Origin of the sequence: Vibrio sp., assembly GCF_038138445.1 — a bacterium.
In the GTDB taxonomy this organism is placed as follows: domain Bacteria; phylum Pseudomonadota; class Gammaproteobacteria; order Enterobacterales; family Vibrionaceae; genus Vibrio.
Genome location: NZ_JAYQDQ010000085.1, coordinates 1 through 17124, shown reverse-complemented (window position 1 = coordinate 17124; position 17124 = coordinate 1). Strand labels below are relative to the sequence as shown.

The window sequence follows — 17124 nt, the reverse complement described above, 5'->3', positions numbered from 1 at the left end:
CAATACCGAATTTAAAAGGAAATGATTAGATGGGGTTTACCGCCAGCTTACTATTAAACGACGCGTCACAATACAGGGTGCGCTGATATGATTCTCCAACAAAAACTTCCTGCTGCATTAAACGTTTAGCCTTGCTAAAAGACTCATTATTGGTATTACCTAAAGCAAAAACCACATGGGGAAGTAGCGCGAACCACAACAAAAAACATCTCGCGTAAAACATCGGCTTGATAGCTCCAACCAGTAAATATCAAACATATCAATTACAAATTTACCATATGGCTGCGCGGAACGACATGGTTGATAAATCTTATGTTATCCGAACGTTTAGCAGTTTGGAGAATAATTACTGAAGAATTAAAGGTTGGCTACATAAAACGTTTTACCAACCTGAAGATTTAATAATAAGGGGGATAAAATAGCCGTTTTTATGGCGCTTCATTACCCTCCCAGTGAGTAGGTTGCTCAGCTTTTCCGTCATCACGAAAAGCAACTAGGAAGGGTAGCTCATCAGGGGCAACAACCATTTGTAGCCACACAGAGCGCTCTTTTATCAAGTCATCAAGCGCTTCACTTCTTAAAGATGGAGATGGAGCATCATCGAGTATTGCTTGCCAAACACTTAAGTCTGGCGGGTTCATAATGCTCCACTTACACTGCTTGAGTGGCTGTGTAGAATAGATTTTTAAAATCGTTTTTTTTGCTTTGTCGCTAAAATCTGGCTCTTGATAATTCCCCGAAACGTAACTCAACATTCTTTGCCAAGTCGTCATCTCTTGCTTTGCTTTCTCTATCTCTTGAGACCGCTCAGGCTCGGTTGCAAGCGAAGCCCCCCAGTCGGGTAACTTCCCTTTGACCTTAGCCACATAAAAGCCAGGACCAATTTGTCCAGTTGGTGGTAAACATTCCCTGCGCACTCCAGTGTTGATGATGTTCACTGCTGACTTTTCACTGGTGCCATGATAACCAATAAAATACAGCTCTTTTTTTGCTTCATCTTCAGGTCGTGATTGTCTCTCCGGTGGCTTTTGAGGTTCAGATGCTCTCCTTTCACGGAGCACTCTTTCTCGATTCTCCGCCCACCGCTTTTCATCACTTGCGGTATACGTCAGTTCAGCTCTTCGTTCTAAACGTTGACGCTCTGCACGTTCTCTGGTGGTTTCTTGTCTCTGTTCGCTGGAATCGCCAGGTGAGGATTGATAACGCATATAAGTATACTGCCACTGTAAATAAAAAACACAGTAACAGTATTTTTGCCCGCTTAATGCTTTCACCATCACTAAGTGATAGATCACCTAATTAAAAGAACGCTATCAATAGTAAAAAGCTCACAACGCTTAATATTTGAGCAAAAGCTTAGTGTTTATGATAAAAACCATAGTAAAAACAATTATTTACATAATGAGTAAATGAAGAGGAACTATAACGATTTCAATATGTAAGATTACTAAATCGCTACACACATAGGCGTATTAGACACAGGATCTCGAAACACATTGGCTTTTAAGTCAAAAACATCATTAAGTAATGTCTGCGTCATCACCTCATCAGGCGAGCCTTGCTCTACAATTTCACCTCGCTTTAGCACCACTAGGTGATCGCAATAGCGGCATGCTTGATTAAGATCGTGTAACACCACAACCACAGTTTTACCCTTGGCATTCATCTGCTGGATCAACTTCATTAGCTCAACCTGATGCGACATATCCAAATAGGTCGTGGGCTCATCAAACATCACAACATCCGTATCTTGCGCGACCACCATGGCAATCCATGCTCTTTGCCTTTGTCCCCCTGACAAAGAATCTACCGGTTTATCGGCAAATTCCAACACACCAGTATCACGCATAGCTTGCTCGACAATATCTTTATCATCTTGAGCCAATCTTCCCCAGTGAGAAACATAGGGTGAACGCCCATACTCAACCAGTTTTCGAACCGTAATACCTTCAGGGTTCACCAGAATTTGTGGTAACAGGGATAAGGAGCGAGCCAGAGCCTTATCGCCATAACTAGACAATGTTTTGCCTTCCAGAAGGACTTCACCTGACTTGGCTTTATTGATCCTGACAAGGGTTTTCAACAAGGTCGATTTACCGCACCCGTTTGGCCCGACTAAAGCAGTGATCTTCCCCTCAGGGATAGACACAGAAAGATTGGCAATAATGGTTTGTTTTCCATACGCGACAGAAAGGTTCTTGGTTTCAAGCATGGTTACCAACCTCGATAACGATAAAGAAGAAAAATAAAATAAGGGGCGCCAATCACAGAGGTAAGAACCCCTGCAGGTAGTTCAATCGGCGGTTGTAAACCTCTAGCGAGACCATCGGCAAACGTGACTAAAATAGCGCCGAGTAGCGCGGAAGCTGGGATCAACAGTTTATGATTGTGTCCAAACAACAAGCGAGCCAAATGCGGCGCAAGTAACCCGACAAAGCTGATGGTTCCAGCTACTGAAACACTAATGCTAGCAAGTAAAACCGCAGCCAAAAGCGCAAAAGCCTGAACTTTCTTTGGGTTTGTTCCAAGCGTGGTTGCACTTTCTTCGCCAAGGCCCATGACATCTAAACGCCACGCTAGCCAAAAAGCAAACGGTAGTAATATGGCTAAGGCCCCCCAAATAAAAGGCACTTGCTGCCAATTTCTACCCCAAAGACTGCCAGTGAGCCAAACCATTGCTGTATTAATTTCTAGAGGGTTGGTGATAAGCAAAAAGTCGATTCCACTTGCCAGAAACGCACTGACAGCAATACCAATTAGGGCAAGTTTTGCCGGCGTTGGTTGCGACCGCCAAGCCAATAATGCAATCAGTCCCGCAGCTAAGATGCCACCCAACATGGCAACCAAAGGCAAGATATTCACCGGCGCATTTGGAAAGAGAACTAAGCAAGTGGTGGCTGCAAGACCTGCTCCAGCACTAATGCCCATCAGGTCCGGAGAAGCCAAGGGGTTGCGTATCACTCCTTGCACCAACACGCCCGAAAGCCCAAGACCAGCGCCGACACTAATTGCAAGAAGAGCGCGTGGCAATCGATACTGGTGAATCACAAAGTGATTGCTCGATAATGCAAGCAAATGTTCGATGACTTGTGACACGCTCAGCGAAGCAGCGCCCACAAATAGACCTGTAGCTGCCACTAACATAAGTAAGCCAAATAAGAAAAATAGCTTTGTCCTGTGATGCATCAGGCTCTCCTCATCGCAAGCAAAATAAAACATGGCGTGCCAAGTAAAGCAGTGATCACCCCAACAGGCGTTTCGGTCGGAAAAGCAATGGCTCGTGATATCGCATCTGACCATGCCACAAGAGCGGCGCCAGCAAGGGCTGAAATAGGAATCAATAAATGATAGTTGTGACCAACAATCGGCCTGACCAAATGAGGAACTAACAAGCCAACAAAACCAATCGGGCCAGCAATGGCGACGCTTGAACCAGCCAACAATACAATTGCTGCCCCACTTAACACGCGAGTGAACCAGATATTACTGCCTAAGCCAATCGCAACTTCATCCCCCAGCGCCAATAGGTTGAGATTACGAGCAAGACCTATCGCTAATATCAATCCAGCTAGTGCTGGCGGCCAAAGCTGCTGCCATTGATTATTGTCTACGGTCGATAAAGATCCGGTCAGCCAATGTAATACGCTATACGCCATATCATCGCCAAGGATCAATGCCGCTCTTGTAATGCCAACAAGAAGCGCGCTAATTGCAATGCCAGCTAACACTAGACGCAAAGGATGCGAGCGAGCAGAGAAAAATCCGCCAAGCAGCATCACAGTCATGCCACTTAGCAAAGCGCCACAAACGGCATTAATAATAGGGTTTAACCCAGAGATAATGGGCAGACCAATAGACGCAAGCGCCATAAAACACGCGGCGCCTGCGTTTATACCAAGAATTGACGGAGACGCTAAAGGGTTTCGAGTTAAACCTTGCATCAGAAGCCCTGACACAGCGAGGCCAGCACCAATTAATAGCCCAGCATAAGCTCTTGGCGCTCTGAGCGTGGCTAATATCTGGTGCGTCATATTCGCTTTGTCATACGCAAACCAGTAATCAATCAAATCAGAGGCGGTCAGTGTAAAACTCGACCAGCCCAGCATCGAAATAATGTAACCGCAAATAGCTAAACTCAATACCAAGCCCACCAACAAAGTAACTCGCCAAGCAAAACTCAGCGATTGTTTAGGCTTTACTTCAGGCTCGCGGTTTAGCAGCACCCCATTACTCATGAGGGGTCCAAAATCTGCTCAAGGTTTGTTGCCATTTGCTCAGCGGCCAACATGCCTCTATTAAGTGACCAAAGCTCAGGAGAGACTTCAACAACACGTTTATTTTTTGCCGATGTGAGCAGATTAAACAGTGGGTTTTTTTGCCAATCATTAATCACATTAGGATGAGAATAAGCCCCCAACAGTAGCCAATCTGGATTGGTTTTTAGCAAGAGTTCAAAACTGGTCGGCAGGTACGCTTTGTTGGTTTGCTCTTTGATAGGACTTGAAATACCTAATGTTGTCAGCACGCCACCCGCATAAGAGGCTGGGCTATGTAGCCACATACCTTTGTCTGACACCACGGCGAATTGAATAGTTTGCTTGAGAGAAAAATGCCCCTTAAATTCCGCCATAGTCTGGTGGTGGCGCTCAATTCTTTGCTCCATGGCAGACAGCTGATTAAGCGCTATGCCAATTTTGCGTGCCGACTCCAAATTCTCTTGGTAGGTTTCCCCTCGGCTTTTAAGCAGTAGCGTAGGCGCGATTCGTTGCAAATCTTTTAAAACCGTGCGGTGGCGCTCAGCATCGGCAATGATCAGATCCGGCTTTAAAACCGCAATCGCTTCTAAGCTTGGTTGAGCGCGCATACCCACGGATTTCCATGGTTTGATGAGTTTGCGCACCGCAGGAATCACCCGAGATGCGTCGTTATCATCGGCAACGCCGACAGGTGACACGCCCACCGCAGCCAATGCATCGACAAAAGAGAACTCCAACACCACAACACGTTGCGGCGTGGTATCAATTTCAAACACACCTTGCTCATCTTGTATCGCTCTAGGACTAGCTATAGCTGTAAAAGAGGATAAGACAAGCCCCAACAAAGCCAAAATAGATCCTAATGGCTTATGCGGCAGCATCCCAGCCAAAGACCGAAATGAGTTTAGAAACAATCGATGCGGTAACAAACGTCGAGCGTGGTTGTTCATAGCTAATTTTCCTTTAACGCTAAAACCATCAAAGTCGCCAAGAGTATTGGCGACTGTATATTTGTCAATAGTTTCAGAGTTTTAAATGTTAAAACTGGTAATTAAGATCCAAAATATAGGTTCGACCTGGCGCTGGGTAACGCCCTATTGGGCTGGTATCAATGCCTCGGAAATAATAATCTTCATCAAATAGGTTGTTGACACCTAGGTTCATCCGCAGTTTGCTACTCTCATCCTTATACAAATCTGAACCTATATTAAAGTTCCACACCATATAGGCAGGGATTTTACCCGCTTTACCGATGGAATCTTCTTCTACCGTGTTTTCTTTATCCGAGTAAGCATCACTGAAGTAGTAGCCAGACAAGGTGGTTTCTAGCTTACTAAAGGTATAAGTCGCATCCCAGTTAAGCTGATGTTTAGAAGTATATTCAAGCTGATTGCCTTTATTAGGGCCATCGTCCTCAAGTGTCGCATCTAAGTAGGTATAACCGCCGCCTAAACTCAAGGCAGGCAGAGATTCAGGAACGTAGCGCCCTGAAAGCTCAATCCCTTGATGAAGGGTTTTGCCAATATTTTCAGTAAGCCTAGTCGTGGGATTCGATTGCAACTTATCTTTAAAATCAATCCGATAAAGGGCAATATTAAAGCTGGTGGAATCTTGTGTATAGCGAGCGCCGAGTTCATAGTTCCAAGCAAGTTCGCTACTCTTTTCTCCATCAGTACGAACATCAGAAATTTGTGGCACACGCAAAGATTTTTGCGCATTAGTATAGGCAACCCACTGCTCGGTTAGATTATACGCAAGCGTTAAACCAGGTAACCACTCAGTGACTTTATTATCTTTACTTGTACCCTTGCCAAAATCATCGAATGTCATATTGACTGATTCATAACGAATGCCTGGCGTGACTTTGAGTCTATCGTTAAATAGGCCAATTTCATTGCTAACATAACCCGCAAATGCGTCAGTGTCTGAATGCCAATCACGCGTTACTATCGTTGAGCCTTCTGCTATCGAAGTTTGAGTAACTTTATAATCAATATCTTCGTTAACGTAACGGGTGCCAAAGATCCAGTTTTGCGTTACGCTTGGGCCTGCAAAGTAAACGGCCAATTTCGGCTCAACACCGTAAACAGCGAACTGACGTGGTGAATTACGGATAAGGGTAGAGGGTTGCGAAGGATCGGACCAAATATTATTATCCGGAATTGCACCCCACTGGAAAAAGCGATCTGAATTATGACCAAAGGTCAGTATCTCTAACTCGGCGCCGTCTGCAATGGCAAGATCATGCAAATACTTCAGGCTCCAACGTGTCGACTCCCCTTGATATTCATCATATGGACGCTTGGATTGAGTACGATCATCGTCATAATCGGCTGGCGCTAAAGCGCCTGGCATTTGGGTGTCAGCATCATAGCGCTGAACGAAAGCTTGCAACTCTTGAGTATCGCTTAGTAGCCATTGCAACTTGGCTTGGAAGTTAGTGACGTCGGTATCTGAGTGCTCTCGAAAGCTTTCACCGGTTAAGAAGTTACCTTCCACTTGCAGCGCAAGAGTATCACTTAGCCAACCACCTGTTCGCAGATAGACATCATTTAGTGGCGTGCCGCCATCTTCAAAAACAGTCAAACGGTTACTGATTTCCGTTTGCCATTGATGTGGAATGGGTTTGGTCACTAAGTTGATCACGCCGCCGACATTATTGGGGCCGTATTGCACCGCCGCGCCGCCGCGCACAATATCTATTCTATCGAGCGTTGCCATAGTGGCTGGGAAAATGGATTGCCCTGTATGGCCGTAAGGAGCCAGAGTCAGGGGCACACCATCCATAAGAAATTGAGCAGAGCCACTTCGGCTGGCCTTCAAGCCACGAACAGAGATATTAGGTAGTACTCCTGTACCTGTCTCGTCTTGAACTTTAATTCCTGAAACACTTTGCAGCGCAGAGTCAATCGATAATGCGGACGTTTTCTTAATTTGATCTTGAGTCAAAATGTTTCGAGCACCAGGATATTCTTTTACATCCTCTAGCTCAGAGTGGCCGATCAAACTGCCCTTTACAACAAGGGTTTCCACCTCGCTAGTTTGAGTGTCATTGGCAGCAATGGCACTCATAGAAGTCACTGAAGCGATGGCGGTTGCCAGCACGCTTAGGCGCAGCGTCTGCTGCGCTTGTTTTGGTGCTGACGTCTGAGGTTTACTATCCAAGTTCTGATTAAACATGGAAATCTCCTTTAAAGGCAAAATAGGACCAAGATCTAAACGTTGATCCCATGGGCTAAATAGCCTCAAGTTGAGGCCAAAAATTCGCTAATATGCTGATAAAAAATTAGAATTGATAGCCGTAGCTGAGCATAAATTCTGCTGGGGCTCCGTAACCCACTTGGTTTAAGCCACTGGTACTATCTGTCGTGCCGATAATGTATTTCTCATTAAACAAGTTATAAGCATTGGCTTGGATTTTATGACGGCCGGTTGTGTACGCTGCCATCAAATCAACCGTGGTATAGTCACCTAATGCCACCGCTTCGTTATCGCCAGCATAACGATCGCCAACGTATTTCACGCCGCCACCCATACGCCAGTTGTCATCAAGCTGATAGCTACTCCAAAGTGAGAACAGGTGATCGGACACATCGTTGGGCTTTTTGCCGGTTGCTTTAACTTCGGCATCCAGATAGCTATAGCCGACAGAGACATCCCACTGCTTTGTGATCTGTCCGCGTGCTTCGAGCTCAAAGCCTTGGTGGCGTTGGTCGATTTTGCTTGTCACATCACCGCTGGTATTGGTTTGAGGTCGCTCTTGATCAATTTGGAACACAGCAGCATTAAGCATCAAGGCATTATCGAGTAGATAAGCTTTTGCGCCGACTTCCTTAAGATCGGTTTGAAAGAATTCAGCTAATGTAGGCTTAATGAAAGTTCCTGCATAAGGCAATTGCCACGAACGGGCTAAAGTCGTATACACAGACATATCACTGCTAATGCGATATACCAAGCCACCACGATAACTGAACTTGTTATCGTCAAGATTCTCTTTTGCTGAGCCAACTTTTTGCTGCTCAAGCTTCATCGCGTCGTAGCGCACATTACCGATAACCGATAGATCGCCAAGAGTGTATACATCCTGAAGGTAAATACCTGTCGTGGTGGTGGTATTATCACGTGCCGGATTGAAACCGGGATCGGGTGTTGGCCCAGACAAAGGGTTATAAATATCTTTGTTGGGTATACCTTCCTCTTTTCCAAGCGTTAGATCGATATTAATCTGGTTATAGTCAGCACCTATCATCATTTGGTTTGAGTGCGTTTCCCATATCAGTTCAGATTGCAGTGTTGCTGTGGTTCGAGGATCATAGCCAAAGTTATTGACAGTCTGAGAAACCTCATTCCCTGTGACCGCACCTTGACGTGTCCCTTTTTGTTTCAGTTCTATATGGTTATAAGCGGCGCGGTTTGTCCAAGTCCACTCGCTGTTTAGCAGCCATTCATAATTCACTCCAAGGCGCAGGCTATCTGACTCTTGATAATCATTGGTTCCGCCGTAGAAAGTGCTCTCAGCGACATCGACAGGTTTACCATCTTTGGATGGAACGCCGCGATAAGGCACCAATTTTTGGTGTGCGTATTCAACGTCAAAGTCGATAGTGTGGCCTTCATTGGGCATGACTCGAATGGTCGGGGCAATAAAGAAATCACTTGAATCTACATGATCGACATACGAATCGGACTGTCGATGCTCTAAGTTAATACGGCCATTAACCTTGTCCGAAAAAGCCATCGAGCTATCCAGTTGGCCTACAAACTGACTATTACTGCCTACACTACCTTTAACGCTTGTGAAGTTATCACCGTTTGCTCGCTTAGTGACCAAATTGATAATGCCACCTGCAGAGCCGCGCCCATAAAGTGTGCCTGCTGGACCTTTGACCACTTCAACCCGTTCGATATTTGCAAGACTACGGTAGGACTGTAAAGTGCCGTCATCACGCATGCCGTCGCGATACATATCATTAAGCGCATCAAAGCCACGGATCACAAACTGATCTCGACTGCCTTCTCCCAGAGTATTATTGACCCCTGCGACACCATCCAGCGAATCCACTAAACGTACAGCGCCTCTATCTTCCATCTCGGTTTGCGTTACCACAGAGACAGCTTGCGGAACATCTAGCCAATCCACATCCGTTTTCGTCCCCGATTGAGGCATATTCTCCGCATATCCTTGGTACTGATGCCCGATGACTTGTAAGGTTTCGTCTGCCATCTCTTGTTCTTGAGAAACGGCGGTTGGTGCCACTGTAGCCAAGATTCCTCCAATGGCGAAAGCCAGAGGGGACAAGGTCAGTTTTATGTTCATTTTTTATTCCGTTTTTTATTGATATAACCACTACGCCGAGAATGAAAACAAATCTCATTTATATTTGCAATATTTATTTTTTTATCTATAGTGACGAGCAGTGCCTCAAAGCACAAAAAACAAAACAATCAATAAAACAATAAATTATAAAACTCTCTTTCCTTTAGGCTCGAAAGAGACCATTTGAAAGCTAGTCGTGAGCAGACGACAACAACGTTTTAAAATTTAGGAACCCCCCATGAAATCTACGATTATTATCGTGACTCACGTCGTAAATGACGCCGTTACTCATGGCTTCGTACCGACAGCAAAAGCGATGGGTCTTGAGGTCATTTTGATCACAGATCATAAACTCAAGCACCTAAAGTTGAGTGAAGATGACCAAGTATTTAGCCCTGATGAAATCCTTGAATGTGACGTATTTAATCCGCTAGAGCTTATCGAGACCATCGCGAACCAAGAGCTACAGCCGAATGCTATTTTCAGTAACAGCGATCACTTACAAACCTCTACGGCAATCTGCGCGGAGTTTTTTGGCGTACCTGCCAAAGACTGGAAGGTGGCGCTAAAAGCGAAGAACAAATATCTAACCCGCCAAGTGCTGAATGAAAAACTGTTACCAAATGTTGCAAGTCAATTGTTGTATTCAGGTAACGCACCTGCGTTAGATTTTCCCTTCCCAGTCGTTGCAAAGCCAAAAGAAGGGGTCGCGAGCATTGACGTTCAGCGTTGTAACTCGCAAAGCGAACTTGAAAGTTATTGTGAGCATTTCTGGCAAAAACACCCGACAAACCCAATCCTAGTAGAGGCTTTTCTTGAAGGTACGGTGATCTCTGTCGAGACACTGGGCGACGGAGAAAATATCAAGGCTCTTGGTGGGTTTGATGTTGAACTCGCCGAACCGCCATTCTTTATTGAGACAGCAGCAACATGGAATGGCCCTCTTAGTGTTGAGTTTAGAGACGAGTGCGTCAGACAGCTGAAGGAGTTTGGTGTAGGTCTGGGGGTTTGTCATAGCGAGTTCATCATCACAGAATCAGGCCCTGTATTGGTTGAAATCAATTATCGAAGTGTTGGCGACGGTAAAGAGTTTCTACTAGATAATCTCACCCAGGGGAATTGGTTCAGCACCATATTAAACCTTCATCTAGGAAAAGAATTAGACAGTGAATTTCAGATGAATGGTAGTGCAAATGTCCATTACGTGGTAGCAGACCAAAGCGGCATAATTGAAGGCACCTCCACATCTTTTCTTGAGCGCGAAGACGATATTGTCATCCAGCAGCAAGTGCTAAAAAAAGTGGGTGAAAACTTTACACAAAGCTTCTCTAATAAAGATTATTTGGCAAGGATTTCCGTCGTTTCACCGTCTGGCGAAAACCTAGAACCGACACTGCAAAAAACCATCTCTCAATTTGATCTAAAAGCAACGAGCGAGGTAAGCGCATGAACAACAATGCTTCTTACCTAACTCAGCGCCTTATTGATACCAGCCTGAGAGAAGATTTATTTGGCATAGTTTCGCAAAGCAAGTTTACCACTCAGCTCCCTGAAGCCGTCAATACTGCAACTCACTCTGTAGACCAGATATGGGCAATTTTCGATAGTTCGGATTTTACTCTCTACTTACCCGTCACAGCCAGCTATTACATGCAGCGCTGGGTATATAAAACTCCTGCTGGGGAAGATGACAAAGGATGGATTATCGAAAAAAATGGTCAAATAGAGCATCAATACCACTATCAAGATTGGATTGGTTTGCTCAAGGCCTGTGCTCACGAAAGCTCTCATTCATTACTCGATAATTACTTACAAGAACTTGAATGCGCGCAGCAACACAAGGCACTGTGTGATGATGCTTTCACGCAGCACTCTGAGTCTTTGATGCAGCCAATCTCCCAATTAGATAACTGGGGTCAGAAATTACTGCTCGCCGACCAAATTGCCTCCTACCTTGACCATCCCTATTATCCGACCGCTCGGGCTAAATTCGGTCTAAATGATGAGGATCTTGCGCAGTACGCACCAGAGTTTGCCCAAACTTTTGCTTTGCGCTGGCTAGCCATTGACAAGTCTGTCGTCAGCTTAACCAGTTCCCAGCCAGAGTGCTGGCCGACCATGGAGCAAGTCGGCCTGCCAAGCGACTTTGCTTTGAGCCATGAACTCTTTCCAGCTCACCCATTAACGCTGCAAAGCCTTGAGTCTTTGCCAGAGGGCATCATAGCTGCGCCAAACTCATACCTTGAGGTTACCCCAACTTTATCCGTGCGGACCGTGGTGGTGAATGAAGCGCCACATATTCACATTAAGGTGCCGCTTATCATGCGTTCATTGGGGACAAAAAACATTCGCCTTATCAAGCCATCGACGATTTATGATGGGCACTGGTTTGAACGTTTACTCACTCATCTAGAGCAAAGCGATAATGATCTGCAAGGCTCACTTTTTCATTGTAATGAAAAGCATGGGGGGCATGTTGGCGAGGAAAAAAGTTTTGCTTATATAGTGCGAGAATACCCACTCAATCATTCAACAGACAAAGCCCTTGTCCCTGTCGCTGCGCTCGCAAGTCCAATGCCAAATGGACGCCTGTTCTTAGAGCACCTCGCGGACCAATATTACCAGCAAGACACCCTAGCTTGGTTCAAAGATTATGTTGAGCTGCTATCTAAGGTTCATCTTACTTTGTGGATTCGCTATGGCATCGCACTGGAGTCTAACCAACAGAACGCCATTATTGCTTTTAATGACCAAGGTAAGATGACCTTAGCCATGAAAGACAATGATGCAGCGCGCATTTGGCCAGAGCGCTTTCAAGCCTATGAGCACGCCTCTCCCGTTAAGTGCGAGCAGCTGTTAGACCAACGTATCAAGGTAGACAATGAACTGGCGCTTGGTCAGATGTTTACCACGATTACATTACAGCTCGACATTGCCGCTCTTATCGAAGCGATGGCCGCTAAAGGCATTACAAGCTCGGCTTCCCTCTACAAAGTAGTCGCTGATAGCCTCTCCCAACAGCTTGAGCAGCTCAGTAGTCAGGGCCACGACACCAAACTTGCTAAAGATATGCTGTTTAATTCGCCAAACTTGTACACCAAGTACTTATTAAGCTCTGGCAGCTTGTTATCCAAACAAGCGTCAGGCGCTAGCGATATTAATAAGTTTTATGGACTATCCGCGCCTAACTTCTTGCTGCTTACGAGTGAAAAAGCACAACAAGCGTACATAGAAACCGTAGAGAAAAGCGTGAGCTAATCCATCATGACCAAACTCATATATTGCGTGCTACTTTGCCACTTTATTGCGGCATTTTCAGCACTAGGAATGCCTTTGTTCTTGCCAATGGTATTACCCACACTTGGCGCACACATTGACGCAAACTGGGCAGGCGCCCTATTTATTCTGCCTACCTTTTGCACCGCTTTGGCTGCACGATTTTGGGGGCAGTTTGCCGATAAATATGGCAGACGTCGCTCTTTATTGCGTGCTCAGCTTGGACTCGCAGCGGGGTTTGCTTTATGTGGCTTGGCAGACAATCTAGCAATGTTTGTGTTTGGTCTTATTATTCAAGGAACCTTTGGCGGCACAATGGCGGCTTCTAATAGCTATTTGTCCAGCCAGATTAAAGATGCAAAAACCCTCGGAGCCTCTCTAAATAAGACTCAGCTCTCTGCTCGCTTGGCGCTGATCATCGCGCCAATTGGTCTGGGATGGAGTTTGTCAGAAACCAGCCCGCTCAGCGCATACCTTTGGCTATCTGTTCTGCCTTTGATTGCCATGGCGATCACTTTGACATTGCCAGCAGATACGATCGCTAAGCCTAATGCTCGAGACCAAGAAAAAGGTCGGCGACAAGATAACAAAAGCGCTTCGTTACGCTCTCTGTATTGGGTGTTCGTTGCGCAGTTTTGCTTTGCGTTTGCAATGGTTGTTACCTTCCCCTATTTCTCGCCTTTCGTGCAGCAATTTGGGGTAACCAATCAAGCATGGGTTGGCTTTCTGTACGCTCTTCCACATGGCGTCTATTTAGTTTTCACTGGCAAAGCACAGACCTTCTCTGAGTGGCTCAATCGTCATCACAAGCTCAGTACTTTGCTACTTGGTTTTGGTTTGCTCTCGCTAGGTACTCTGATGCACCTTATGCCTTACCAAGAGGTGTTGATCATCGCTCGTATCCTATTTGGATTGGGTATGGTCTGTTGTTATCAAGGGTTACACCAAGCGTTAGCAGACCAAATCGATAGGCAGCAGAGCGGTAAGATATTCTCACGCTTTGATGCAATGTCTAAATGGGGCGGAGTGGCAGCAGGGTTAAGTGCTTCTTTTATCTCGAGTTTGGGTTGGCTTGAGGTTCTTTTCTTACTTTCTAGTCTGGTCAGCGCTTGTACTGCAATAGCGCTGCTCATCCATTCAAAATTTGGACATCGACATGTTAAACACTCAATCATCTCCAACTGAGAACTTAACACAGAATATAGGCCTAGTAGGTCATAAAAAAACTCAGCTCAATCATGAGAAAGCCCAGCTCAATACCATTATGAGCGTGGTAAATTGTTATCTGCGTGAATACGCCATACCCAATAAGCAGGTCAAGTGGGGCTTTAGCTCATCCTCACTTCCACAGACCTTGAAAAGAAGCTATAGCCCAAGTCAGCTGGTGGCGATTAACCTTAATGAAGGCGACCTGCTGGTATTGCCTGTGGAATACATAAGCCAATTAGGCAAGATAAAGCTATCTGACAGACCTTGGTCTAGAAAATCAGGAACTGGCTGGTCTAAACTGGACGCCACTCAAACTCTTACTCTGCTTCTAGAGTACCTAAAACAAGCATTAGTGATCCCATTTAATCACGAGCTGATCGAGCAAATGGAAAACAGTTTGGTGATTACTGAACAATTTCTCAACTCGGAGCCTACCCACCAGCACCACAATCAATTTATCGCCTCAGAGCAGTCATTGATTTGGGGACATTCTTTCCACCCAACGCCAAAGAGCCGCTCCGGCGTTAGTATCGATGACTTGCTCATTTGCTCACCAGAAGTTGGCGCACAAGTCCCTTTATACTGGTTTGAAGTAGAAAGCTCACTGCTTGACGTATTGCAGTCAGATAAGCGCAAAACGCCACAGACAATGCTAAGCAAGCTCGCTCCTGAAAAGTGTCATGCCGAATCGACAGTGCTTTATCCATGCCACCCATGGGAAAGCTATACCATTTTACAAAACCCCGTCGTCAAACGTGCGATTGAACAAGGTAAAATTACTCCTCTGGGTCTGGGTGGTGAAAAACTCCTGCCAACGTCCTCAGTGCGCACGCTTTACCATCCTGATATGGACTGGTTTGCTAAATTTTCTATCAATGTGCGTTTAACCAACTGTGTGCGCAAAAATGCGTGGTATGAACTCGACAGTGCGGTTCAGTTGACCTCGATTTTGCGCTCGATAAAAGAGAGTGAGCAACTGCGCAATCCTGTGTTTAAGGTCATGACTGAACCTTACGCAACCACACTAAATCTAGAACCCATCGCTGGGCTAGAACATGACGATGTGATAAAAGCTCGCGAATCATTCGGTATTTTGTACCGTGAAAACTTTACTCAAAGTGAAACGGATATATTGGAGCCAACGTTGGCCGGAGCGCTTTTTGCCTACGACAGAGATGGAAATAGTTGCATCGCCAAAGAGTTAACACAAAAAGCAAAGGAAAACCAAAGCCAGTATGAGGATGTCGCAACGCTGTGGTTCGAACGCTACTTGCGCTGCTTAATTCCGGGCGTGTTTAATTATTACTTTAAACACGGTGTGGCATTTGAACCTCACTTACAAAATACACTGATTGGCTTTGACGAAGGCATGCCGTGCTGCGTTTGGATTCGTGACTTAGAAGGCACCAAACTGCTTCCTGAGTTTTGGCCAGCTGACTCCTTAAATCAATTATCTGAACGCGCTCTACAATCGGTTTACTATAGCCGCGAGCAAGGCTGGAATCGTATTGGTTATTGTACTTTTATCAATAACATCAGTGAGGCCGTTTTCTTTATTTGTGAAGGTAACTCAAAACTTGAGCAAGCGTTGTGGAGTATATTGAGGGACGCCATTATTTGCTGGCAGTCGATCAACGGCAAGCAGCCAGAACTAGAATCACTGCTCGATGGCGGATATTTCCCAAGTAAAAATAATTTTACCACTCGATTGATGCAAAACGCTGACAAAGAGTCGAGCTATACCCGAGTGTTAGCACCATGGACGACTCGAAACAAAGGTGAAAGCTATGATTAATTCGTTGCAACTTCCTTCACACATTGAACAACAGATAGAGCAACTGGCCAAGCAACAGCAACAACCACTGTGTGCTTATCTCTATGACCTCAACGCACTTGAAAATCACATCAAAGGGATGCGTCACGTGCTGCCCAAAAACGTTGAGTTGTTTTATGCGGCCAAAGCGAATCCTTCTGAGCCGATATTACTTACTCTGGCACCCTACGTTGACGGCTTTGAAGCGGCGTCCGGCGGTGAGCTAAATCACCTCCATCAGCAGAGACTTAACAAGCCTCTGATCTTTGGTGGCCCTGGCAAAATGCCGAGCGAATTAGAACAAGCGATCGAACTGGATGTGGATGCGATTCATGTGGAAAGTATCACCGAATTGCAGCGTATTGGTGCCTTAACTCAGAAGTTAAACCAAAACGCGTCTATTTTTCTGCGCATGAATATCGACATTGGCGATATCACACTCAGCAAATTGGCCATGGGAGGTAAACCAACACCATTTGGTCTAGATGAAGCTGAGCTAGACAACGCCATCATGTTGTTGCGTGATTATCCATTAATCCAATTAAAAGGCTTTCACTTCCACTTAATGTCGCATCAGTTGGATGTGAGCCGTCATTTAGCTCTGATGGAACGGTACTTTCAAGTTGTAAAAGGATGGAAACAGAAATACACACTCGATGAACTCACCATCAACCTTGGTGGCGGTATGGGCATCAATTACCAAGACCCTCAGCAGCACTTTCCATGGGAAGAGTTTTGTGACAAGTTGGAGTTTTTGATTGCCAAAGAGCAAATGCAAAATTGGCTATTACGTTTCGAGTGCGGACGTTATATCTCAGCGCCTTGCGGCTACTACGTAATGGAAGTGCTGGATATTAAGCAAAACCTTGGCGAAAACTTCGTCATAGCGCGTGGCGGTACCCACCATTTTCGCACACCCGCTGCCCAAAGCCATGACCATCCTTTTGTGGTTTTGCATAATCAGCAGCGCCCAGAGATTTCAAACCCAATCGGCCACACAACAGCGACTTTGGTCGGTCAGTTGTGTACACCTAAAGATGTCCTCGCGCGCAATCAAGTCATAGAACGCATCGACATCGGGGATTATGTGGTGTTCACTTTGGCGGGCGCTTACGCTTGGAACATCTCACACCAAAACTTTTTAATGCACGAACCTCCCCTGTTCCATTACTTCTGAGTTTGGGTGAATACACTCAAAACAGTAAGCTGGCGGTAAACCCCATCTAATCATTTCCTTTTAAATTCGGTATTGT

Annotated in this window: 12 protein-coding genes; 5 read left to right on the top strand and 7 right to left on the bottom strand. The window is 45.5% G+C overall.

The window, feature by feature from the left end:
* Positions 1 to 428: 428 nt before the first annotated feature.
* From AAFM34_RS17185 to AAFM34_RS17155, 7 genes are all read right to left on the bottom strand, one after another.
* A complete protein-coding gene (locus AAFM34_RS17185) occupies positions 429 to 1208 on the bottom strand; it encodes a hypothetical protein (protein WP_341664904.1) in 780 nt (259 codons plus the stop codon).
* A gap of 239 nt (positions 1209 to 1447) precedes the next feature.
* Positions 1448 to 2212 (bottom strand): Fe(3+) dicitrate ABC transporter ATP-binding protein FecE, encoded by a 765-nt coding sequence (gene fecE / locus AAFM34_RS17180; RefSeq protein ID WP_341664902.1) that lies wholly within the window; start codon positions 2210 to 2212, stop codon positions 1448 to 1450.
* 2 nt (positions 2213 to 2214) lie between these two features.
* A complete protein-coding gene (locus tag AAFM34_RS17175) occupies positions 2215 to 3186 on the bottom strand; it encodes an iron chelate uptake ABC transporter family permease subunit (protein ID WP_341664900.1) in 972 nt (323 codons plus the stop codon).
* On the bottom strand, positions 3186 to 4235 hold the full coding sequence (locus AAFM34_RS17170; protein WP_341664898.1) for an iron chelate uptake ABC transporter family permease subunit: 1050 nt from the start codon (positions 4233 to 4235) through the stop codon (positions 3186 to 3188). The genes AAFM34_RS17175 and AAFM34_RS17170 overlap by 1 nt, the downstream gene beginning before the upstream one ends.
* Positions 4232 to 5137 carry a Fe(3+) dicitrate ABC transporter substrate-binding protein gene (locus AAFM34_RS17165; RefSeq protein ID WP_341664906.1) on the bottom strand — a complete coding sequence of 302 codons (906 nt, stop codon included), beginning with the start codon at positions 5135 to 5137 and terminating at the stop codon, positions 4232 to 4234. Before AAFM34_RS17165 ends, AAFM34_RS17170 begins: the two co-directional genes overlap by 4 nt.
* Positions 5138 to 5294: 157 nt before the next feature.
* A complete protein-coding gene (locus AAFM34_RS17160; RefSeq protein WP_341664896.1) occupies positions 5295 to 7436 on the bottom strand; it encodes a TonB-dependent siderophore receptor in 2142 nt (713 codons plus the stop codon).
* 106 nt (positions 7437 to 7542) lie between these two features.
* Positions 7543 to 9573, bottom strand: a complete 2031-nt coding sequence (locus AAFM34_RS17155; protein WP_341664894.1) for a TonB-dependent siderophore receptor — start codon at positions 9571 to 9573, stop codon at positions 7543 to 7545.
* Between the two features lie 238 nt (positions 9574 to 9811).
* Between AAFM34_RS17155 and AAFM34_RS17150 the strand changes: the two genes are divergently transcribed.
* The 5 genes from AAFM34_RS17150 to AAFM34_RS17130 are packed head-to-tail and all read left to right on the top strand — an operon-like array spanning position 9812 to position 17048.
* Entirely contained in the window at positions 9812 to 11023 is a 1212-nt protein-coding gene (locus AAFM34_RS17150; RefSeq protein WP_341664892.1) for an ATP-grasp domain-containing protein, read from the top strand.
* A complete protein-coding gene (locus tag AAFM34_RS17145; protein WP_341664890.1) occupies positions 11020 to 12831 on the top strand; it encodes an IucA/IucC family protein in 1812 nt (603 codons plus the stop codon). The genes AAFM34_RS17150 and AAFM34_RS17145 overlap by 4 nt, the downstream gene beginning before the upstream one ends.
* A 6-nt stretch (positions 12832 to 12837) precedes the next feature.
* The gene (locus tag AAFM34_RS17140) at positions 12838 to 14034 is read left to right on the top strand and encodes an MFS transporter (protein WP_341664888.1); all 1197 of its coding nucleotides are present in this window, start codon (positions 12838 to 12840) and stop codon (positions 14032 to 14034) included.
* Positions 14006 to 15853, top strand: a complete 1848-nt coding sequence (locus tag AAFM34_RS17135; RefSeq protein WP_341664886.1) for an IucA/IucC family protein — start codon at positions 14006 to 14008, stop codon at positions 15851 to 15853. The genes AAFM34_RS17140 and AAFM34_RS17135 overlap by 29 nt, the downstream gene beginning before the upstream one ends.
* The gene (locus AAFM34_RS17130; RefSeq protein WP_341664884.1) at positions 15846 to 17048 is read left to right on the top strand and encodes a type III PLP-dependent enzyme; all 1203 of its coding nucleotides are present in this window, start codon (positions 15846 to 15848) and stop codon (positions 17046 to 17048) included. The genes AAFM34_RS17135 and AAFM34_RS17130 overlap by 8 nt, the downstream gene beginning before the upstream one ends.
* Positions 17049 to 17124 lie beyond the last annotated feature (76 nt).